Below are 21110 nucleotides of genomic sequence, written 5' to 3'. Positions count from 1 at the left end.
CCTGTTGTGGGGCTGTTCCCACAGGTCTCCAATCCACAGGGGGAATCATGAAAAACCAGCATCGCAAACGTCTGGCGCTAACCATGGGAGTGATGGGTGTTGCGACAGCCGTTGCCCTGATGGCCGACCCGCAGTCGGTCAATGCCCAGGGTAATGCACCCGATCTCGCCGCCATGCCCGAAGCCAAGCCGGGCAATGCCACGATGATCGAACTCGGCAAATACTTCTTCTTCGACAACCGCCTCTCCGGCGACTGGGGCGTTTCCTGCGCTTCTTGCCATGATCCGAAAAAAGGCTGGGGTGACGGCATGGCGCTGTCAGCTGGCTATCCGTCGATGGAGTATTTCCGCAATTCACCGACCGTACTGAACTCGAAGCACCAGAAGCGCTTCCTGTGGGATGGCCGTCTTGACGGCTCCGATGCCGGCACGCTGGTTCGCGACATGATCACCGAGGCCCACACGATGAACATGGACGGCCGCCTGATGCAGGAACGCCTGAAGCAGGTACCGGAATACCACGCGCTGTGGCAGAAGTGGCGCCCGAATGACGACATCAACGGCATGCGCGTCTTCAATGTCATCGGCGAATTCATCAAGAGCCTGGAAACGACCAATGCGCCCTTCGACAAGTTCAAGAAGGGTGATGAATCAGCCCTGACCTCCGAGCAGAAGGACGGTTACGCGCTGTTCAAGGGCAAGGCCAACTGCGTTGCCTGCCACAACGGCCCGATCGGTTCTGACGGCAACCTGCACAAGACCGGCGTGCCCGAGCACCCGGACGTCTTGAAGAACCCGCTGCGCACCATCACCATGCTGCGCCATTACGCCACCAGCGGCATGCCGAACTACATGAACGCCCGCACCGACGTCGGCGCTTACGCCATCACGAAGGACAAGCGCGACATCGGTAAATTCCGTACCGCCCAGCTGCGCGACCTGAAATACACGGCGCCCTACATGCACAACGGCACGCTGGCCACGCTCGACGACGTGATCAATTTCTACGACAAGGGCGGCGCCGCCGGTTCCGAGTTGAAGGCGCTGAACCTGTCGGCCAGCGAGAAGAAAGCGCTCAAGGCATTTCTGCTTTCCCTGTCTGGCGATCAGGTTGAGGTCAAGGATCCCGGCCAGCCCGACATGCAGGTCTGGAAGACCTACGGCAAGAACTGAGGAGGCGACATGAACACGACAACCCGCTTTACCCTCGCTGCCGGCGCCATGCTGCTGGCCCTTTCGGCGACTGCTGCCGACAAATATCCGGCACTCGGCCCCTTGCCGCCACCACCGATTCCCAAGGACAACCCGAACACGCCAGCCAAGGTGGAACTCGGCAAGAAACTGTTCTGGGATAACCGCCTGTCCGGCGACGGCTCCATGCCCTGCGTCTCCTGCCACGTGCCCGGCCTGGGCTGGGGCGACGGCGGCCAGATCTCGCGCGGCTACCCCGGGACCAAGCACTGGCGCAACTCGCAGACCGTGCTCAACTCGGGCTACTACAACAAACTGTTCTGGGAAGGTTCGGTAACCAGCCTCGAACAACAAGCCCCGGCCGCAGCCGGTGGTGGCGTGGCAGGCAATGGCGACGACTCGGTGATGGAAATGCGCCTGCGCTTCCTGCCCGAGTACGTACAGGAATTCAACAAGGTCTTCGGCAGCCAGTGGCCACGCATCAACGACGCCTGGCGGGCGATTGCCGCCTACCAGCGCACGCTGAATTCGGATGCCAAAAAGGTGCCGGCCGACCGCTACGCCATGGGCGACAAGAAGGCGCTCAACGACAGCCAGAAACGCGGTATGGCGCTCTACAACGGCAAGGCCAACTGCATCGCCTGCCACAACGGGCCGCTCGCCTCGAACCAGCAGTTCTTCGCCACCGGCGTGCCGGATCACCCGCAGTTTGCGGAAGACCCGGTCGGCCAGGTGACGCATCGCTGGGAGTGGTACCAGAAGGGCGTTTCCGAAAGCGACTACCGCAATGCCAAGGGCGATGCCGGTCTGTTCTACATCACGATGAACCCGAAGGACATCGGCAAGTGGCGCGTCCCCAGCCTGCGCGAGCTGAAGTACACCGGCCCCTACATGCACAACGGCATGCTGGCAACGCTGGGCGACGTGGTCGAGTTCTACAACCAGGGCGGCGGTGCGGCCCAGAACAAGACCAAGTTGCTCAAGCCATTGAAGCTGAGCGCCCAGGAGAAGAAGGATCTGGTCGCCTTCCTCGAAGCCCTGTCGATGGATGAGCCGCTGCTGCAAGACGATCCCAAGCTACCCGGCGATTACCAGCCGCTTCCCGCGCCGATCTCGGCTGCCAAGTAAGGAGTACGCACCATGACGAACAAAGTCATTTCCGTTCATGCGGATGGTCACAGCAATCGCCACGACGATCACCATGACCGCCTGTGCATGAGCCGCCGCCAATTTCTGCTGGCCGGCGGGGCGATGGTCACGCTGGCCGCCATTGGCCTGCCGGGTACGGCGGAAGCCGCACCGATCCACGCCCTGAAAGCCAGTTTTCCGAAGCAGAAGATCGGCAGTTTGGCGGCCCTGAAGAAAGGCATTCCGCTCGACTTCGCCTACCCGTATCCCGACGTCCAGAACATCCTGGTCAAGCTGGGCACGGTCGCCGGTGGCGGCGTTGGCGCCGACAAGGACATCGTTGCCTTCAACCAGCAATGCACGCACATGGGTGGGCCGCTGCAGGGCACCTACAAGGATGCCTTCCAGGCCCTTGGCCCTTGCCCGCTGCACCTGACGACTTTCGACCTGACCAAGCACGGCATGGTCATTTCCGGCCACGGCACGGAAAGCCTGCCGCAGATCGTGCTCGAAGTGCAGGGCGACGACATCTACGCCGTCGGCGTCATGGGGCTGGTCTATGGCTATAGCGCCATGACCGCCCGCGCTTGAGGAGATTGGACATGAGCAAGAACGACAAACACATCGCCGTTGATCGCATCCCGCTGCCGCCGAAGGATGCTGAAGTCCTGACCACGGCCTGCGACTACTGCACCATCGCCTGCGGCTACAAGGTCTATCGCTGGCCGGTGGGCAAGGAAGGCGGCCCGCAAGCCAGCCAGAATGCGCTGAAGGCGGACTTCCCGCATCAGGCCATGATGACCTCGTGGGTCAGCCCGGCGCAGTACAACGTGGTCACCCACAAGGGCCAGAAGCATCACGTCATCGTCGTGCCGGACAAGGATGCGACCGTGGTCAACGTTGGCGGCAACCACTCGATTCGCGGCGGCACGCTGGGCCAGAAGTGCTACAACCCGGACACCGCTACCCGCGAGCGCCTGACCAGCCCGATGATCCGCGTCAATGGCAAGCTGACTCCGGTCAGTTGGGATCTGGCTACCGAAGCGATGGCCGACATCTCGAAGTACATCCTGGCCAAGCACGGCGAACACGCCTGGGCGATCAAGATGTACTCCTACCAGTATTTCGAGAACACCTACGCCATCACCAAGCTGGGCATGACCTCGGTCGGTACGCCATCCATTGCGCCGCACGACAAGTGCTCGAACACCAATGACGCCACGGGCCTCGACGATGCCGGCATCGACTCCTTTGCCTCCAGCTACCAGGATTGGGCCGATTGCGAAGTTGCTTTCCTGTCGGGCGTCGATCCTTACGAAACCAAGACGACGCTGTTCACCACCTGGATGATGCCGGGCGACAAGAAATTCATCTTCGTCACCCCGCACAAGACCATGGGCGTCGCCTGGGCGGTATCGCAGGGGCGTGGCATGTGGCTGCCGATCAACCTCGGCACCGATACCGTGCTGCACATGGCGATCGCCCGCATCATCATCGAAAACAACTGGCAGGATCAGGCATTCATCGACCAGTGGATCGCCAAACCTTGGGAAGTCGATGAAGGCTACGGCCGCGGCACGCGCAACACCGGCTGGCAGTGGCGCACCACTTGGGGCACCTGGCAGAGCGACTGGGCGGATTACAAGAAATTCATCCTGGCCCAGGAAGAATCGAAACTGGAGGTTGCCGCCAGGATCACCGGCATCAAGGCCGAAGACATCGTCAAGGCCACCGAGTGGATCGCCAAGCCGGTCAACGGCAAGGCGCCGAAGACCTCGTTCATGTGCGAGAAGGGCAACTACTGGTCCAACAACTACATGAACACGGCCTCGTTCGCCGCACTGGGCCTGATCTGCGGCGCTGGCAACCGGCCGGGCCGCATGATCTCGCGCGGCGGCGGTCACCAGCGCGGCATGATGGGCGCCGGTGGCGGTTCCGGCTGGCTGTCGCCAGAAAAGTATCCCGGTCGTCGCAAGAAGAGTTTCAACCTCGACCGTTGGGTCATGGCTGGCGAGGTCAAATTCGCCTGGGTCTTCGGCACCACCTGGGTAGCGGCGATGATGGCCTCCGACGCGCTCGGCGCCCGCTTGAAGGAACTGACCGTCGGCAACCCGCACCAGATCACCAGCCTCGACCGCGCCGCGATCTTTGAAGTGCTGAAGAAGCGCGTCGATTCCGGCGGCATGGTGATGGTCGATTCCGACATCTACCCTTGCGAACCAGTCGGTACCGAGTTTTCCGACATCGTGCTACCGGCCGCCACCTGGGGCGAAGATGACCTGACCCGCTGTAACTCCGAGCGCCGTCTGCGTCTCTACGCCAAGTTCTACGATGCACCGGGCGAGGCCAAGCCGGACTGGTGGGCGGTAGCGAAATTTGCCGACAAGATGGGCTACACCGCCGACGGCAGCTACAACTGGCAGTCGTCGAACGATGTGTTCGAGGAAGCGGCGCGCTTCGGTCGCGGCGGCGTGCTCAACTACCAGCCGCTGGTCACCAAGGCTAAGGAAATGGGTGTCAAGGGCCACGAATTGCTGCGCACCATGGGCACCACCGGCATCCAGACGCCGGTTCGGGTTCGAGACGGCAAGCTGGTCGGCACGCAGCGCCTGCACGACCCGGCCAACAACTGGGGCGAGATCGAAAGCAGCGAAGTCCAGCGCCGCTGGCTCTATGCCTTCAACACGCACTCCGGCAAGGCCATCCTGCTCAAGAGCCCGTGGAAGTTCGCTGGCTGGTACCAGTTCTTCGAAGCCGTGAAGCCGCGCGCCGAGAAGAACGAACTGTGGGTGACTAACGGCCGCATCAACGAAACCTGGCAGTCCGGTTTTGACGACCGTCGCAAGCCCTACCTGAACCAGCGCTGGCCGGACAACTTCATCATCATCAACCCGAACGACGCCAAGAAGCGCGGTATCGAATCGGGCGACTGGGTCGAGATCCACAACGACACGGTGTATGTGCAGACCGGCCAGCCGCAAGGCGTGCTCGATGCTGACCTGACCTTCAACCAATTGATGAAGGACGGTCACATCAAGGTGGCCGAGGGACGTTTCCGCGCCGTCGCCATCGTGTCGGACGAAATCAAGGAGGGCGTTGCCAAGTCGAACTTCAACACACCGAAGTCGATGGCCAACTCGGTGGTCTCGGCCGTACCGGACCCGATGACCAACAACTACCGCTACAAGCTCGGCCGCGGCACGCTGACCAAGGTGGGCGAGTCGGAATACAAGACCGACCTGACCCGGATGAGCCTGAAGCCCCGTCCCATCGTCTAAACCGAATACGGGCGGGAGCAATCCCGCCCGAACCCTGGAGATTCAAGCATGAAGAAAATTCTCGCACTTGTCGCACTGGCCAGCCTTGCCCTGCCAGGTCTGGCTGCTGATCAAGCCACGGCAATGGAAATCGCCAAGAAGAACGGCTGTCTGGCCTGCCATGCGCTCGACAAAAAGCTGGTCGGCCCCGCCTGGAACGAAGTCGGCAAGAAATACGCTGGTGATCCTGCCGCAGCCGAGCAACTGGTCGTCAAGGTCAAGAAGGGCACCAAGGGTGCCTGGGGGCCGATTCCGATGCCGCCCAACGCCACGGTCAAGGATGCCGACATCAAGGTACTGGTCGATTTCGTCCTGACCCTGAAGTAAGCTCTTGTTACGGTTTCATCCCTCTTTATAGCGGCGCGGTAAGTTACCGCGCCGTTTTATTTAGGCAAGACCACGACGCTTGTCGACTCATTTGGCCGCCAAAATTCGACGGCCAGGAAGATGCAACTCAGTGGCTGGTGCCTTCCGACTTCGTAATCTTGTTCCACACGTTGTACTTGCCCACCGGCTTCTTCATCGGCAGGCGCTTCACTTCCTTCAGCGTCACCGCGTCGTAGATGATCAGCGCGCCGTCCATGTCCCACAGGCTGGCCAGTACATACTTGCCGTCCTTGGTGAATTCGACGTGGGCGAAGGTCTTGCCCGGCTCGGGCTTCAGTTCGGCGACGATTTCCAGCGTTTCCTTGTCGATGATCTGCATGGTGTCCTTGAATTCCTTGCTCATCATCGAATCGGTCCAGGCGTAGCGGCTGTTTTCGTGGCTGCGCATGAAGAAGCCCGGGCCGCGCGTCTTGATCTGTTTGATGGTCTGCCAGGTTTTCATGTCGATGATGCTGATCAGGCCTTCGTTCAGGTTCGGCGTCGCCATTACGGTCTTGCCCTGCCATGTCCAGCTGATGCCGGAGCCGAGGTGCGGCATGCCGGGTAGCTGGAGATCGGCGATTTTCTTGCGCGCATCGAGATTGACCACCTGGCCGGTCACTGCCGCCTTGGCGTCGTTGCGCGAAGCGCCCATCACCTCGTCGTAGCCCTGCGTGAAGTAGAAGTCGTCGAGGTAGTCGTCGAGCTGCGTGCGCTGCGGGTTGAGGAAGCCGGGAACGAAGCTGCCTTCCTTGTACTTGAAGTCGTGGATCATGCCGGCCGGGATGTCGTCGGCCTTCGGGTTGTACGAAACCTCCCAAACCTCTTTCACATCCTTCAAGGCGGCGACAAAACTCTGGCGCGGTGAGGCGTCATAGACCGCCGAAACGCGCGAGGTCACCTTGCCGTCCTTGTCGGCCACCGGCAGTATCTTTTTGAGGTTGAGGTCAGCATCGAGGATGACCAGGCTGTGCGGAAGATAATTGGCCACCGCCACCCATTTTCCATCGCCGGAGACCGCCGCGTTACGGGTATTGATGCCGGCACGCACCTCGGCAATCACTTTCAGGTTCCACAGATCGAATTTGGTGACCCAGCCGTCGCGCGAGGCGAAGAAGACGTAACGTCCATCCGGCGTGAATTTCGGCCCGCCGTGCAGGGCGAAGCGCGACTGGAAGCGGTGGATTGGTTCCAGCTTGTCGCCATCGAGGATGGAGACATGGTGGTCACCGCTTTCTACCACGACGAAGAGATTCATCGGGTCAGCCTTGAACACCGGCTTGTCCGGCAAGGGCTGCTTTTCATGGACGATACGCGAGGCGCCGATTTCCTTCTCGCCCCACGCCGGCATCGGCTTGATCGGCGTGTAGGCGTAGTCGACCAGCGCCTTGATTTCTTCGCCCGACAGCTTGTCGCCAAAGCCCAGCATCTGGGTCGCCGGGCGGCCTTCCTTGATGACCTTTTCGGCTTCCGGCTTGCGCAGCCGGGCCAGGTTTTCCGGGATCAGCGCCGGGCCGATGCCGCCGAGCCGAGCCTCGCCGTGACAAGAGGCGCAATGCTCCTTGTAGGCGCTCGGCGCATCGGCGGCCTGGGCCAGCTCGGCCATCATCAACAGGGTGCAGGCGGCAAAGCCGGCCGGGATCAGGATGTTCCAGTTCATACGCCGATTTCCTCGTCGGAAAGATAGCAACCCGGATCTTCGGCCCAGGCATCGCCGGTCATCTGCTGGGCACGGACCCGGGTATTGCCGTTGCAGATCTGCAGATAGGCACATTCGCCGCAGCGCCCATTGACCGCACGCGGGTGCTGCTTGAGGCCGGCCATCAGGGCATCCGAGGTATCGGGCCAGATTTCGGAAAACGGCCGATCCTTGACGTTGCCCAAGTTGTGGTGCCACCACATGGTGTCCGGATGCACGTTGCCGAGGTTGTCGATATTGGCCACATTGACGCCCGACGAATTGCCGCCCCACTGGCGCAGCTTGGCCTCGACATGCGCCGCCTTGTCCGGGAAGCGCCGGCGCACCCAGTGCAAGAAATAGACTCCGTCGGCATCGTTGTTGCCGGTGGTGAATTCCTTCTCCAGCCCGCGCTGGTTGTATTCCCAGCAGGTATCGAACAGCAGGTCCATCGCCCAGCGTGTCAGCTTGTGCTGGGCGTCGTCCTTGCGGTTCTTGTTGCCGCGCCCGGCGTAATTCAGGTGCGAGAAATAGAAGCGGTCGATGCCTTCGTCCTCGACCAGCTTGAGCAGGCCGGGCAGGTCGTGGGCATTGTCCTGTGTCATCGTGAAGCGGACGCCGATTTTCAGGCCGAGATCGCGACACAGGCGGATGCCCTTCAACGACGCCTCGAAGGCGCCGTCCATACGGCGGAACTTGTCGTGCGTTTCGCGGATGCCATCGAGCGAAACGCCGACGTAGTTGAAATCACACTCGGCGATCTTGCCGATATTGTTTTCGTCGATCAGCGTGCCATTCGACGACAGCCCGACATAGAAGCCCTTGGCCTTGGCGCGTTTGGCGATGTCGTAGATATCCGGGCGCAGCAGCGGTTCGCCGCCGGAAAGGATCAACACCGGCACCTTGAAGCCCTTGAGGTCGTCCATCACCGTGAAAACCTGCTCGGTGCTCAACTCGCCGGGGAAGTTGGTATCGGCCGAAATCGAGTAGCAATGCTTGCAGGTCAAATTGCATCGCCGGATCAGGTTCCAGATGACCACCGGGCCGGGCGGGTTGCGTTTTGGCCCGAGCGGCGTTGGCTCGGCGATTTCCTGCATGTATTGAGAGATGCGAAACATGGTTTTCCTGATGTTTGGTCCTGCGACATTCAATGGTAGCGCGCCTGGCGACGCCTTGACCTGGGTCAATCACTGCCGGATTGGGCGGCTCGGCCCGTGGCCTCACCCTTGCGGTATACTCCCATGATGAGCGCGAAACTACTGAATTCAGCCAGCAACGAGCTGGCGCTCCCCGGCCATTGGGCTGCTGCAATCGAGCCCAGGCTGACTCCCGGCGAAACAACGCAGGCGTGGTTGGAAATCGACCTCGATAACCGCCTGAAGTTCTCGAACGGCTTGGTTTTGGTGACCGATCGCCGCCTGCTCGCTCAGGCGGCTGGCGAAACCGGCTGGCAGGAATGGCCCCTGCGCGGTGGCCTGACCCTGAATCACCACGACCACGCCGGCGTCGGCGCGCTGGAATTGATCGACGAACACGGCCAACTGGCCACCTGGCGTTACACGCTGGCCAAGAACCTGGCCGCCCTGCGCGTCATCAGCGAGTTCGATCTCAACCGCGACAGCGTCGTTTCCGGCCAGCCGGTACAGCGCGCCAGCGAAGACTGTTGCCCGAAATGCAAGGCCCCCTTGCCACCGGGCGAGGACGAATGCCCGATCTGCAACCGTGAATCGACCGTTGCGCCCTCGACCTGGACATTGTTCCGCCTGTGGCGTTTCGCCCGCCCCTACCGCTGGCAACTGCTCACCGGTTTCCTGCTGACGCTGGCCTCGACCGCCGCGACGCTGGTCCCGCCCTACCTGACCATGCCGCTGATGGATAACGTGCTGATCCCGTTCCAGAACGGCAAGCCGATCGATTGGCCGCTGGTTTTGATGTACCTCGGCGGTCTGTTTGGCGCCGCCGTGCTGGCCTGGGTGCTGGGCTGGATTCGCACCTACATCCTGTCGCTGGTCTCCGAACGCATGGGCCGCGACCTGCGCACCACCACCTACGATCACCTGCTCGGCCTGTCGCTCGAATACTTCGGCGGCAAGCGCACCGGCGACCTGATGGCGCGAATCGGCAACGAAACCGACCGCATCAACATCTTCCTGTCGCTCGACCTGCTCAATTTCGCCACCGACGTGCTGATGATCTCGATGACCGCCGTCATCCTGTTCTCGATCAACCCGTGGCTGGCGCTGGTCACCCTGCTGCCGTTGCCGATCATCGGCTGGCTGATCCATTTCGTTCGCGAGAAGCTGCGCACCGGTTTCGAGAAGATCGACCGCGTCTGGGCCGAAGTGACCAACGTGCTGGCCGACACCATCCCCGGCATTCGCGTGGTGAAAGCCTTTGCCCAGGAAAAGCGCGAAGGCGAGCGTTTTCGCGCCGCCAACGAGCACAACCTGCAGATGAATGACAAGCTGAACAAGACCTGGTCGCTGTTCACGCCCACCGTCACGCTGCTCACCGAAGTCGGCCTGCTCGTCGTCTGGGTCTTCGGCATCTGGCAGATTTCCAAGGGCGATAGCACGGTCGGCGTGCTCACCGCCTTCCTCGCCTACATCGGCCGCTTCTACACCCGCCTTGATTCGATGAGCCGCATCGTCTCGGCCACCCAGCGTGCTGCGTCGAGCACCAAGCGCATCTTCGACATTCTCGACCATGTTTCCAGCGTGCCCGAACCGACCAACCCGGTGCATCTGAGCAAGGTCACCGGCCAGCTCGAGCTGAAGAAAGCCAGCTTCCGCTATGGCACCCGCTCGGTCACCCGCGATGTCGATCTGGTCATTCAGCCGGGTGAAATGATCGGTCTGGTCGGCCACTCCGGCTCCGGCAAATCGACGCTGGTCAACCTGATCTGCCGCTTCTACGACGTTTCCGAAGGCCAGGTGCTGATCGACGGCGTCGATGTCCGCTCGGTACCGGTTGCCGAGTTCCGCCAACACATCGGCCTCGTGCTGCAGGAACCCTTCCTGTTCTTCGGCACCATCGCCGACAACATCGCCTACGGCAAGCCGCACGCGACGCGCCAGGAAATCATCGCCGCCGCCCGCGCCGCCCATGCCCACGAGTTCATCCTGCGCCTGCCGCACGGCTACGACTCGCTGGTCGGCGAACGCGGCCAGGGTTTGTCCGGCGGCGAGCGCCAGCGCATCTCCATCGCCCGCGCCCTGTTGATCGATCCGCGCATCCTGATCCTCGACGAAGCGACTTCCGCCGTCGACACCGAGACTGAAAAGGAAATCCAGAAGGCGCTCGACAACCTGGTCAAGGGCCGCACCACCATCGCCATCGCCCACCGTCTGAGCACGCTGCGCAAGGCCGACCGGCTGGTCGTCATGGACCGCGGCAAGATCGTCGAAATCGGCAACCACGACCAGTTGATGGCCATCGAAGGCCATTACTACAAGCTCTACCAGGCCCAGGCCCGTAACGTCGATACCGAGCCGGAACTGCCGCGCTCGCCGAACCAGCCAAAAACCCATGCGGAATGAACCCATGTCGAACGCCAATTTCCAACTGCAACGTGACAGCTACGGTCGACTCGTTCTCACCACCGCCAATGGCGATGTCCACGAAGGCGTCACCCCGGTGCGCGCCTTCCCGATCGCTGCCCCCGACGAAGGCCTGTCGCTGGTCAATTACGAAGGCCATGAAGTCGCCTGGATCGAGAATCTGGCCGACTTGCCGTCTGCAATCGCCCAACTGATCGAAGCCGACCTGGCCAGCCGCGAGTTCGTGCCGGAAATCGAACGCATCGAAGGCGTCTCCAGCTTTGCCTGCCCGAGCACCTGGCAACTGGTGACCAATCGCGGCCAGGCTGAGCTGATCCTGAAGGGCGAGGAAGATATTCGCCGCCTGAGCCAGACGCGCCTGCTGATCGCCGACGCCAACGGCATCCAGTTCCTCGTTCGCGACCTGACCCAGCTTGATCGCAACAGCCGCAAGCTGCTCGACCGTTTCCTGTAAATCGTTGTGTAACAGCCTGTGCAGAAGTGTGACAATTTTGCACAGCGGTCAGCCGCAAACAACGCGAAAGCGTTAATAATGCTGAAACAAGACATTCATCACTGCCGGCCACTGGAGCCCTAGCCAAGAGCATGAAGAACAAGGACATTATTTTCCGGGACACGATTTCGCTGCGTGGCCCGAGCATCTGGACCTACCCGCCTTCGATTGAAACCTGGATCGACATCGGCGAACTCGAAGACTTCCCTTCCGACAAGATTCCCGGCCTCTACGACCGCCTGGCCGCCTGGCTACCCGGCCTCGTCGAGCACCGCTGCAACTACGACGAGCGCGGCGGCTTTCTGCGTCGCCTGAAGGAAGGCACCTGGCCTGGCCACATTCTTGAGCATGTCGTGCTCGAACTGATGACACTGGCCGGATTGCCGGACGGCTTCGGCCGTACCCGCGAGACGACCACCCGCGGTATTTACAAGCTGGTGGTCAGCAATTTCCACGAAGAATGCACCCGACTGGCGTTAGACACCGGTCGCGAACTGGTTCTCGCCGCGATCAAGAACGAACCCTTCGATCTTGAAGAGGCGATCAGGCCGCTGCGCCGCCGGGTTGACCGCAAGTATCTCGGCCCATCGACTGCGGCCATCGTCAATGCGGCTGAAGCCCGCAAGATTCCGCACATCCGCCTGCTCGATGACGGCAACCTCGTCCAGCTCGGCTACGGTGCCGCGATGCGCCGCATCTGGACGGCCGAAACCGACCAGACCAGCGCCATCGCCGAAACCATCTCGCGCGACAAGGACCTAACCAAGGAACTGATCTCCTCGGTCGGCGTACCGGTCCCCGAAGGCCGCGAAGTCGACAGCGCCGAAGATGCCGGCGAGGCGGCCGAAGACATCGGCTTCCCGGTCGTCGTCAAGCCGACCGACGGCAACCACGGCCGCGGCGTATTCATCGACCTGATGAGCAAGGAAGAAGTCGCCAAGGCCTACGCCATTGCGACCGAAGAAGGTTCCGGCGTGCTGGTCGAGCGCTCGATCCAGGGCATCGAACACCGCCTTCTGATTGTCGGCGGCAAGCTGGTCGCCGCCAACCGCAGCGACCTGATCACCGTGACCGGCGACGGCAAATCGACCGTGCAGCAACTGATCGACACCCAGGTCAACACCGACCCCCGCCGCGGCATCACCGAACTGCACCCGCTGTCGATCATCAAGATCGACACGGCTGCCAAAATGGAACTCGAGCGCCAGAAACTGGATGCTGACAGCGTGCCGGCCAAGGGCCGCGAGGTGCTGATCCAGCGCAACGCCAACCACGCCTTCGACTGCACCGACGAAGTCCATCCCGACACCGCCGCCGTTGCCTCGCTGGCCGCCCGCGTCGTCGGCCTCGACATCGCCGGCATCGACCTGGTCTGCCGGGACGTCTCGAAGCCGCTGGCCGAACAAGGCGGCGCCATCGTCGAAGTCAATGCCGGCCCCAGCCTGCTGATGCACATCAAGCCGGGCATCGGCAAGCCGCGCCCGGTTGGTCAGGCGATTGTCGACAATCTGTTTGCGCCGGAAGAAAGCGGTCGCATTCCGCTCGTCGGCGTGACCGGCACCCACGGCCGCAATACTGTCGCCAAGCTGGTCGCCCACCTGATCTATCTTTCCGGCCAGCATGGCGGCCTGGCCTGCACGGACGGTATCTTCCTCGCCCGCCGCCAGGTCCAGAAAACCAGTGCGGCCAACTGGGAAGGCGGCCGCCGCCTGCTGCTCAATCGCGCCGCGCAAGCTGCCGTGATCGAGAACGGCGCCGAGGTCATTCTCGGCGAAGGCCTGGCCTACGACCGCTGCTCGGTCGGCATCGTGACCAATATCGTGCCGGAAGACGAAGACCTGTCGCGCTGGGATGTCCAGCCGACCGGCGGCGAGTACTACACGACGCCGCGTTCGATTTACCGGACCCAGGTCGATGTCGTACTACCGAACGGCCATGCCGTGCTCAATGCCGAAGACGAACTGGTCGCCGATTTCGCCGAACTGTGCGATGGCGAAGTGATTTTCTTTGCCTGCGACGCCACCAACCCGACGCTGGTCGCCCATCTGGCCGCCGGCAAACGCGGCGTCACCGTGGTCGACAACCGCATTGTGCTGCGCTCCGGTGCCGACGAAATCCGCCTCTGCCGCCTGGTCGACGCCCCCTACATTGGCAAGGCCAAGCTGCCCACCAGCATTGCCAACGTGCTGGCAGCGATTGCCGGCGGCTGGGCCATGGGTCTCAGCCAGGAAGTGCTGACCATCGGCATCAAGACCTTCAGCCTCGAAATCGCCGACCCGGCAGCCCTGCTCCCGCAGCGTGCCCGCAAACCGCAACCCGCCAAGAAGCCGGCGATCACCCGGAAATAACAAGGATTTAGCGTCATGGACGTTTCCCGCATTCGTGCCTTGCGCGGCCCCAACCTGTGGAGCCGCCACACCGCGATTCAGGCCATCGTCACCTGCCAAGGTGGTGAATGTGCCATTGCCGACCTGCCCGGCTTCGAAGCCCGCCTGCGCGAGCGCTTCCCGGAACTCGGCGACCTGATCCCGTCGGATCACCTCGACACCGTCTCGATGGCCCACGCGCTGGAGTTCTGCGCCCTCGGCCTGCAAGCCCAGGCAGGTTGCCCGGTCACTTTCAGCCGGACAACACAGACCGTCGATGCCGGCGTTTATCAAGTCGTTGTTGAATACTCCGAAGAAGACGTCGGCCGGCTGGCCTTCGAGCGCGCCGAGCAACTGTGCCAGGCTGCCCTCGACGACACCCCCTTCGATCTCGACGGCGTGCTCAAGGAACTGCGCGATATCGATGAAGACATCCGCCTCGGCCCCTCGACTGGCGCCATCGTCTCGGCAGCCATCGCCCGCGGCATCCCGATCCGCCGCCTGACCCAGGGCAGCCTGGTTCAGTTCGGCTGGGGCAGCAAGCAGAAGCGCATCCAGGCGGCCGAAACAAGTTTCACCAGCGCCATCGGCGAAGCGATCGCCCAGGACAAGGAGTTGACCAAGAAATTGCTGCACGCCTCCGGCGTTGCGGTGCCTTTCGGTCGTCCGGTCGAAGATGAAGACGACGCCTGGGTGGCCGCCCAGGAAATTGGCCTGCCGGTCGTCGTCAAGCCGCAGGACGGCAACCAGGGCAAGGGCATTTCGGTCAACCTGACCACCGAAGAACAGGTTCGCCGCGCCTACCGTGTCGCCATCGAATTCCGCGACGACATCATGGTCGAGAAATTCCTGTCCGGCCACGACTGGCGCCTGCTGGTCATCGGCGACAAGCTGATCGCCGCCGCCCGCCGTGATCCGCCGCTGGTCATCGGCGACGGTACGCATACCGTCGGTGAACTGGTCAATATCGTCAATAGCGACCCGCGTCGCTCGGATGGTCACGCCACCTCGTTAACCAAAATTCGCTTCGACGAAATCGCCCTTGCCCGCCTGGCCGAACAAGGCTTCAGTGCCGATTCCGTTCCCGGCCGTGGCGTCCGCGTCGTGCTCCGTAACAACGCCAACCTGTCCACCGGCGGCACGGCCACCGACGTGACCGATGACGTTCACCCTGAACTGGCTGCCGCCGCTGTGGCTGCCGCCCAGACCGTTGGCCTCGACATCTGCGGCATCGACGTCGTCTGCGACACCATGCTCAAGCCGCTCGAAGAGCAAGGCGGCGGCATCGTCGAATGCAACGCTGCCCCCGGCCTGCGCATGCACCTCGATCCGTCCTTCGGCAAGGGTCGTCCGGTTGGTGAAGCCATCGTCGGCATGATGTTCCCGGATGGTGACAATGCCCGCATCCCGGTCGTCGCCATCGCCGGCACCAACGGCAAGACGACGACCAGCCGACTGATCGGCCGCATTTTCGAATCGAACGGCCTGCGTGTCGGCATGACCAGCACCGATGGCATCTATATCGAAAACAAGCGTATCGACACCGGCGATTGTTCCGGCCCGCGCAGTGCCCGCAACGTTCTGATGCACCCGGATGTCGATGCGGCGGTGTTCGAAACGGCGCGTGGCGGCGTATTGCGCGAAGGCCTCGGCTTCGACCTGTGCGATGTCGCCGTCGTCACCAACATCGGCCTCGGCGATCACCTCGGCCTCAATTACGTCACCACGGTCGACGAACTGGCCGTGGTCAAGCGGGTCATTGTCGAAAACGTCTCGCCACACGGCACCGCCGTACTCAACGCAACCGATCCGATTGTCGCCTCGATGGCCAACCATTGCCCGGGCGACGTCATTTTCTTCGCCCGCGACCGCAACCATCACGTCCTGGCCACGCACCGCGCCCAAGGCAAGCGGGTGGTTTATGTCGAGCGCGATGCGATCATTTTCGGCGAGGGCCGCAAGAAACACCGCGTGCCGCTGGCGAATGTCCCGCTGACCCGTAACGGCAGCATCGGCTTCCAGATCGAGAACGCCATGGCGGCCGCTGCCACTGGCTGGGCGCTCGGCTACGAATGGCCGGTTATCGAACGTGCCCTGGCCAATTTCGTCAGCGATGCAATGACCGCCCCGGGCCGTTTCAACGTCTTCGACTTCAAGGGCGCGACATTGATCGCCGATTATGGCCATAACCCGGACGCCATTCTGGCGCTGGTCAAAGCCGTCGAAAACATGCCGGCCGTGCGTCGCTCGGTCGTCATCAGCGGCGCCGGTGACCGTCGTGACGAGGACATCCGCCAGCAAACCGAAATCCTCGGCGAAGCCTTCGACGACGTGATCCTCTACCAGGACGCCTGCCAGCGCGGCAGAGCCGACGGCGAAGTGATCGGCCTGTTGCGTGCCGGTCTGGCCAACGCCAGCCGCACCAAGCAGATCGACGCCATTACCGGCGAGTTCCTGGCCATCGACACCGCATTGAACCGCCTGCAACCCGGCGACCTCTGTCTGATCCTGATCGATCAGGTGGAAGAGGCGCTGGCGCATATCGAAAAACGGATCGCAGCCGGCTAAACCTTGCTCTCCATCGAGTAGAACAAAGGCCCGGCCGATGCCGGGCCTTCGCTTTTTGAGGCCATGAATCCTGATGTTGGGATAGCAACGATTGCCCCCTGCCCACGAATTACATCGTACAGGCGGGAACTTCGCTAGCGGCTTGACTGACTACCCTAGATAAGAACACCCGCTACAGCGCGATTAAAACTCGCCGCTACCTTGCATGTTGTTCGGTCATGACTCCCGTTGAAAGCCAATTCATGCTGACATCCGCATCTACATTCCGCCGCGGCCCGCCACCAGCGCCCACCGACAAAGCGACTGCCGAGCATATTCTCGACATCCGGCGATGGACCGACAAGCTGATCTCGGTACGCACCACACGCAGTCTGTCATTCCGCTTCCAGCCGGGCCAATTCGCGCGGATTGGCATCGCCAGTGGCAGTGGTGGCACGATCTGGCGCCCCTATTCGATGGTTTCGGCCAATTACGATGAGCATCTGGAATTCTTTTCGATCATCGTGCCCAACGGCGCCTTCAGCACAAAATTGGCCGAAGCGTCGGTCGGAGATACGCTTTATGTCGAAAAGCAGCCCTACGGTTACCTGACAACAAGCCGCTTTGTCGGCGGGCAGGATCTCTGGATGCTGGCCACCGGCACCGGGATTGCGCCATTCCTGTCCATCCTTCGTGACCCAGAGGTCTGGGCGCAGTACGACAATCTGGTGCTCGCCTACAGCGTTCGCCACATTTCCGAACTCGCCTATCGAAATGAGATTGCCGCCATCGCGCAAGACGAAGCTTTCGCTGAGCACCGCCACAAGTTGCGCTTTGCTCCGATTGTCACGCGGGAAGCGGTTCCGGGCATGCTGAATCGTCGACTGACCGACCTGCTGCACGATGGAGAACTGGAGAGAAGCATCGGTCTGCCCATCGATACCGAACGAGCTCGCATGCTGATCTGCGGCAACCCCCAAATGCTTGACGACGTGCGCCAGGTACTGAGCGCTCGCGGCTTCCGCCCCGATCTTGGGCGAGCCCCCGGCCACTTTGCCTGCGAGAATTATTGGTAAAGTGAGTAATCTGCCCACTGAAAGGAACTGCTCGCTGTGGCTGCACTGAGATCACGAGCCATATTTCGCATCGAATTATGCAGCGGCGAGATTCGTCGCTGGCGATACCTCGGGCCGGATGCCCGATCGCAGGTCTGGTGGCAAGACGTGGAAAGCGGTCACGAATTCAACGAATCCAGCCTGATGTACGTCTGGCGGATACTTGATGAGGAAAACGATGGGTTACCGACGGTTAACGACGGCCACCCATGAAGTGAAATGGGCGCGCCAAACGGCACACCCATTTCACATCCAAGAAGACCTCGGAGCTTTCAGTCAGCGACTGATGCGCAAACCCGTTTTTTTCAGGATGCGGGTCGAATAGAGAATATCGTTCGCCCGGCAGGCATCGCCCAGCAGGGCGCGTATTTCCGCCGCCTTGGCCGAGCACTCTTGACGTGAGGCACCATGCACCATGGCGAACAGGTTATAAGGCCAGGCCGGCAGGGCGCGCGGGCGGCGATAGCAGTGGGTGACAAAATCCAGGGCGCCGATGCGGGCACCGAGTTCGTCCACCTGATCGTCGGCAACATCCCACACCGTCATGCCGTTGGCGGTCCAGCCGATGGCGTAGTGATTGGGCACGGCACCGATGCGGCGAATGATGCCCGAGGCCAGCATGGCCCGCAGTCGCTGCATGACCTCGTCGGGACTCAAGCCCAGCTGCTCGGCAATCGCGTGATAGGGGCGTGAGACAAGCGGCAGACCGCCCTGGGTGGCGACAATTAGCGAGCGGTCGACATCGTCAATTTTCTGGTCGATCACAGCCTTGCCTCCAGCTTCATTTCGACAAAGAACTCGCGCTCCTTGGGGAAGGCATAGACTGGCAAGCCGGTATCGCGCTCGATGCGGGCGATCGCTTCGGCGATACCATCTTTCGTTTCGGTAGCCAGCACGAACCACATGTTCAGTTCGTGCTCGCGACGGTAGTTGTGGGCGACCTGCGGCAGTGCATTGACCAGCGCCGTCACCTCGTCGTAACGCGCCTCAGGCGCGGCCAGTGCAGCCAGCACGAAAGCACCGCCCATTTCCTCGATCTGGAACATCGGCCCGAAACGGGTCAGCACCTTGTCGGCCAGCAAACGCTGGAGGCGCTCCAGCAACTCGGCCTCATCAATACCGAGTTGTGACGCAGCCTCGGCATAGGGGTGTTCGCAGATCGGAAAGTCGCCTTGCAATTGGGCGAGGATTTTCCGGTCGAGTTCGGAGAGTTCAGGCATAACGGGCCCCGTTCTGCTTGAAGCGGGTTAACGAGAAGAGGACTTCGTGGGCGCAGGTCTCAAGCCCATGGCGTTGGCGGAGTTCGGCAATGGTGGCTTCAACCTCGCCACGCTCACGACCATGGATCATGCAGAACAGGTTGTACGGCCAGTCAGGCAGGCGACGCGGCCGGCGGTAGCACAGCGTCACCCCCGGCTCTTCGGCCAATGCGCGGCCGATGGCGCTGACCTGGTCATCCGGGATGTCATGAACCAGCATGGCATTGGCGCGAAAGCCGAGCTCGTGATGGCGAACGACAACACCGAAGCGCTTGATCGCTCCTTCCTCCAGCCAGCGCCGGATGCGGCCGATAACCTCCGGCTCGGAGGCGCCAACGCGCTCGGCGATCAAGGCGAAGGGCCGAATGAACAAAGGCAGGCCCTCCTGCAACACCGAAACCAGACGACGCTCGGCTTCATCCATCAGGGCGACGGGCTTTACCGGCAGGGCCGTCGCCACCGATTTCTGCTTGCCACCGTTCAGGCAAAAACCGAGATCAATATGAAACTCTTCCAGCAAAGGCAAAGCCAGCAGCGGATAACCGGCAGCCTGTTCGATAGCGCCAAGGCTGGCCTGCAAACGCCCCTCACTGGCCGCAGTAACGACGAACCACAGGTTGTAGCGATGCTCGCGCTCGTAGTTGTGATTGACCTCGGGAAAGCGATTGACCGCCGCCGCGACTGCCTCCAGTTTTTCCGGCGGCACTGCCATCGCCGCCAGCGTCGAGGCGCCGATGCGCTTGGGCGCGAAAACGGCGCCCACCCGGGAAATCTTGCCTTCGCGACGCAGGTTTTCGAGCCGGCCGAGCACGACCTTCTCGCCTACCCCCAGGCGTGAGGCCAGTTCGGCAAACGGGGCCGACACCAGCGGAAAATCACGCTGGAAATCGTTGAGCAACTGGAAGTCGAGCGCGTCGGCCATCAGAAGCCAATACGCACGGCGCGGGAGGTAAAGAAAATGCCGGAGGGGCTTTCCGCAGGGATTTCACCCTGTTTGGCGAAAGTTTCGGTGTTGTAGATGACCACCTTGTTATCGTCGCGCGCCGACAGCCAGACATTCTCACCTCGCGGGGCAAACTCCATGTGCAGGATGCCCTTGCCCGGCTCCATCTTGTGCACAACCTGGCCGGCCAAGGTGTCGATCACGTCGACCTTGCCATTGTCCGGGAAAGCAAAATTAACCCAAATCTGGCGACCATCCGGCCGTGCCATGACGAAGACTGGCTGGCCGCGCACCGGAATGCGCCCAACTTCCTTCCAGGTCGCGACATCGACAACCAGCACTTCATGGCGACCGATCGCCGGCAAGTAGGCCTTGCCCTGTGCCACCGACCAGCCGCGCAGATGCGGCATCTTGAAGACCGGCAGTTTTTCCTGACCGCGGCCGTAGTTTTCGAGAATCTTCTTCGCGCCCTTTTCCGGCTGCCAGAGATCAAGCATCGCCACTCCGTCCTCGCCGAACAGGCCGGCCAGGAAGTAGCGGCCATCCGGCGTCACCAGGCCATCGTAGGGCTGGCTGCCGGCCGGAAAACGTTGAGTTTTCGGCTGCCTGGAATCGCTGAAATCGGTGACGCGGATTTCGCCGCCATCGAACAAGGCATAGGCAAATTTGTTGCCGCCCGTATCAGCCAGGCCGACGACCTTGGAGAACTGGCCGGGCGCAAATTCGGCCGGCACTTCGGAGAGCAGTTCGAGCGTTTCTGCATCGAAGGCCTTGATGCCGCCCGGCGTGTAATTCTGGGCGACGACGATGCGGCCGTCCTGCGAGATTGAGCCGCCGATGGCGTTGCCGGACTGGATGATGCGCTTGACGATCTTCGCTTCGAGCAGGTCGATCTTGGTCAGCCCACCATCGCGACCGAAGATGAAGGCATAGCGGCCATCCCGCGAATAGACGGCGGAAGCGTGCGACAGATCGCCCAGGCCGCCGATGCGGGCATAGGGCTGGCGCGACGTGGTATTGACCAGCGTGATGTGACCACTTGAGCGCTCGATGATCAGGCCAAGATCGCCTGTGCCGCGCAGTTGCGGGCCGGCACAAGCATTGAGCAAGAGGGCGAAGAAAAGACTCAGCAGCAGGCGCATGGCGTT

Annotated in this window: 17 protein-coding genes; 11 read left to right on the top strand and 6 right to left on the bottom strand. The window is 61.9% G+C overall.

The window, feature by feature from the left end; genetic code table 11:
• Window positions 1-47 precede the first annotated feature (47 nt).
• The 5 genes from KI617_RS04745 to KI617_RS04725 are packed head-to-tail and all read left to right on the top strand — an operon-like array spanning window position 48 to window position 5962.
• Window positions 48-1172, top strand: a complete 1125-nt coding sequence (locus KI617_RS04745; protein ID WP_226450874.1) for a cytochrome c peroxidase — start codon at window positions 48-50, stop codon at window positions 1170-1172.
• A 9-nt stretch (window positions 1173-1181) separates the two neighbouring features.
• Window positions 1182-2318 (top strand): cytochrome-c peroxidase, encoded by a 1137-nt coding sequence (locus KI617_RS04740; protein WP_226450873.1) that lies wholly within the window; start codon window positions 1182-1184, stop codon window positions 2316-2318.
• Between the two features lie 12 nt (window positions 2319-2330).
• Window positions 2331-2909 carry an arsenate reductase (azurin) small subunit gene (locus KI617_RS04735; RefSeq protein WP_226450872.1) on the top strand — a complete coding sequence of 193 codons (579 nt, stop codon included), beginning with the start codon at window positions 2331-2333 and terminating at the stop codon, window positions 2907-2909.
• A gap of 11 nt (window positions 2910-2920) precedes the next feature.
• Window positions 2921-5596, top strand: a complete 2676-nt coding sequence (locus KI617_RS04730) for an arsenate reductase (azurin) large subunit (RefSeq protein WP_226450871.1) — start codon at window positions 2921-2923, stop codon at window positions 5594-5596.
• 48 nt (window positions 5597-5644) lie between these two features.
• Complete coding sequence (locus KI617_RS04725; RefSeq protein ID WP_226450870.1) at window positions 5645-5962, top strand: c-type cytochrome; 318 nt, start codon at window positions 5645-5647, stop codon at window positions 5960-5962.
• Window positions 5963-6089: 127 nt separating this feature from the next.
• Here KI617_RS04725 and KI617_RS04720 read toward each other — a convergent pair whose 3' ends face one another.
• Complete coding sequence (locus KI617_RS04720) at window positions 6090-7661, bottom strand: nitrite reductase (protein ID WP_226450869.1); 1572 nt, start codon at window positions 7659-7661, stop codon at window positions 6090-6092.
• Window positions 7658-8797: a heme d1 biosynthesis radical SAM protein NirJ gene (nirJ, locus tag KI617_RS04715; RefSeq protein ID WP_226450868.1), complete on the bottom strand. Its 1140-nt coding sequence runs from the start codon at window positions 8795-8797 to the stop codon at window positions 7658-7660. Before nirJ ends, KI617_RS04720 begins: the two co-directional genes overlap by 4 nt.
• Before the next feature lie 123 nt (window positions 8798-8920).
• Between nirJ and KI617_RS04710 the strand changes: the two genes are divergently transcribed.
• From KI617_RS04710 to KI617_RS04685, 6 genes are all read left to right on the top strand, one after another.
• The gene (locus KI617_RS04710) at window positions 8921-11218 is read left to right on the top strand and encodes a cyanophycin metabolism-associated ABC transporter (protein WP_226450867.1); all 2298 of its coding nucleotides are present in this window, start codon (window positions 8921-8923) and stop codon (window positions 11216-11218) included.
• 4 nt (window positions 11219-11222) lie between these two features.
• Window positions 11223-11693 carry a cyanophycin metabolism-associated DUF1854 family protein gene (locus KI617_RS04705; protein ID WP_226450866.1) on the top strand — a complete coding sequence of 157 codons (471 nt, stop codon included), beginning with the start codon at window positions 11223-11225 and terminating at the stop codon, window positions 11691-11693.
• Between the two features lie 131 nt (window positions 11694-11824).
• Complete coding sequence (locus KI617_RS04700) at window positions 11825-14080, top strand: cyanophycin synthetase (RefSeq protein ID WP_226450865.1); 2256 nt, start codon at window positions 11825-11827, stop codon at window positions 14078-14080.
• 15 nt (window positions 14081-14095) lie between these two features.
• The gene (gene cphA, locus KI617_RS04695) at window positions 14096-16666 is read left to right on the top strand and encodes a cyanophycin synthetase (RefSeq protein WP_226450864.1); all 2571 of its coding nucleotides are present in this window, start codon (window positions 14096-14098) and stop codon (window positions 16664-16666) included.
• A gap of 242 nt (window positions 16667-16908) precedes the next feature.
• Window positions 16909-17721 carry a ferredoxin--NADP reductase gene (locus KI617_RS04690; RefSeq protein ID WP_226450863.1) on the top strand — a complete coding sequence of 271 codons (813 nt, stop codon included), beginning with the start codon at window positions 16909-16911 and terminating at the stop codon, window positions 17719-17721.
• Between the two features lie 36 nt (window positions 17722-17757).
• The gene (locus KI617_RS04685) at window positions 17758-17973 is read left to right on the top strand and encodes a hypothetical protein (RefSeq protein WP_226450862.1); all 216 of its coding nucleotides are present in this window, start codon (window positions 17758-17760) and stop codon (window positions 17971-17973) included.
• 63 nt (window positions 17974-18036) lie between these two features.
• Here KI617_RS04685 and ahbB (KI617_RS04680) read toward each other — a convergent pair whose 3' ends face one another.
• The 4 genes from ahbB (KI617_RS04680) to KI617_RS04665 are packed head-to-tail and all read right to left on the bottom strand — an operon-like array spanning window position 18037 to window position 21104.
• On the bottom strand, window positions 18037-18525 hold the full coding sequence (gene ahbB, locus KI617_RS04680; RefSeq protein WP_226450861.1) for a siroheme decarboxylase subunit beta: 489 nt from the start codon (window positions 18523-18525) through the stop codon (window positions 18037-18039).
• The gene (locus KI617_RS04675; RefSeq protein WP_226450860.1) at window positions 18522-18980 is read right to left on the bottom strand and encodes an AsnC family transcriptional regulator; all 459 of its coding nucleotides are present in this window, start codon (window positions 18978-18980) and stop codon (window positions 18522-18524) included. The genes ahbB (KI617_RS04680) and KI617_RS04675 overlap by 4 nt, the downstream gene beginning before the upstream one ends.
• Window positions 18973-19941 carry a siroheme decarboxylase subunit beta gene (gene ahbB / locus KI617_RS04670; RefSeq protein WP_226450859.1) on the bottom strand — a complete coding sequence of 323 codons (969 nt, stop codon included), beginning with the start codon at window positions 19939-19941 and terminating at the stop codon, window positions 18973-18975. The genes KI617_RS04675 and ahbB (KI617_RS04670) overlap by 8 nt, the downstream gene beginning before the upstream one ends.
• The gene (locus tag KI617_RS04665; protein ID WP_226450858.1) at window positions 19941-21104 is read right to left on the bottom strand and encodes a cytochrome D1 domain-containing protein; all 1164 of its coding nucleotides are present in this window, start codon (window positions 21102-21104) and stop codon (window positions 19941-19943) included. The genes ahbB (KI617_RS04670) and KI617_RS04665 overlap by 1 nt, the downstream gene beginning before the upstream one ends.
• Window positions 21105-21110 lie beyond the last annotated feature (6 nt).

The sequence above is a fragment of the Ferribacterium limneticum genome (genome assembly GCF_020510625.1).
Taxonomy (GTDB): domain Bacteria; phylum Pseudomonadota; class Gammaproteobacteria; order Burkholderiales; family Rhodocyclaceae; genus Azonexus; species Azonexus limneticus_A.
Note: the sequence above shows the minus strand (reverse complement) of the source record. Positions and strands in the feature narration are given on the sequence as shown.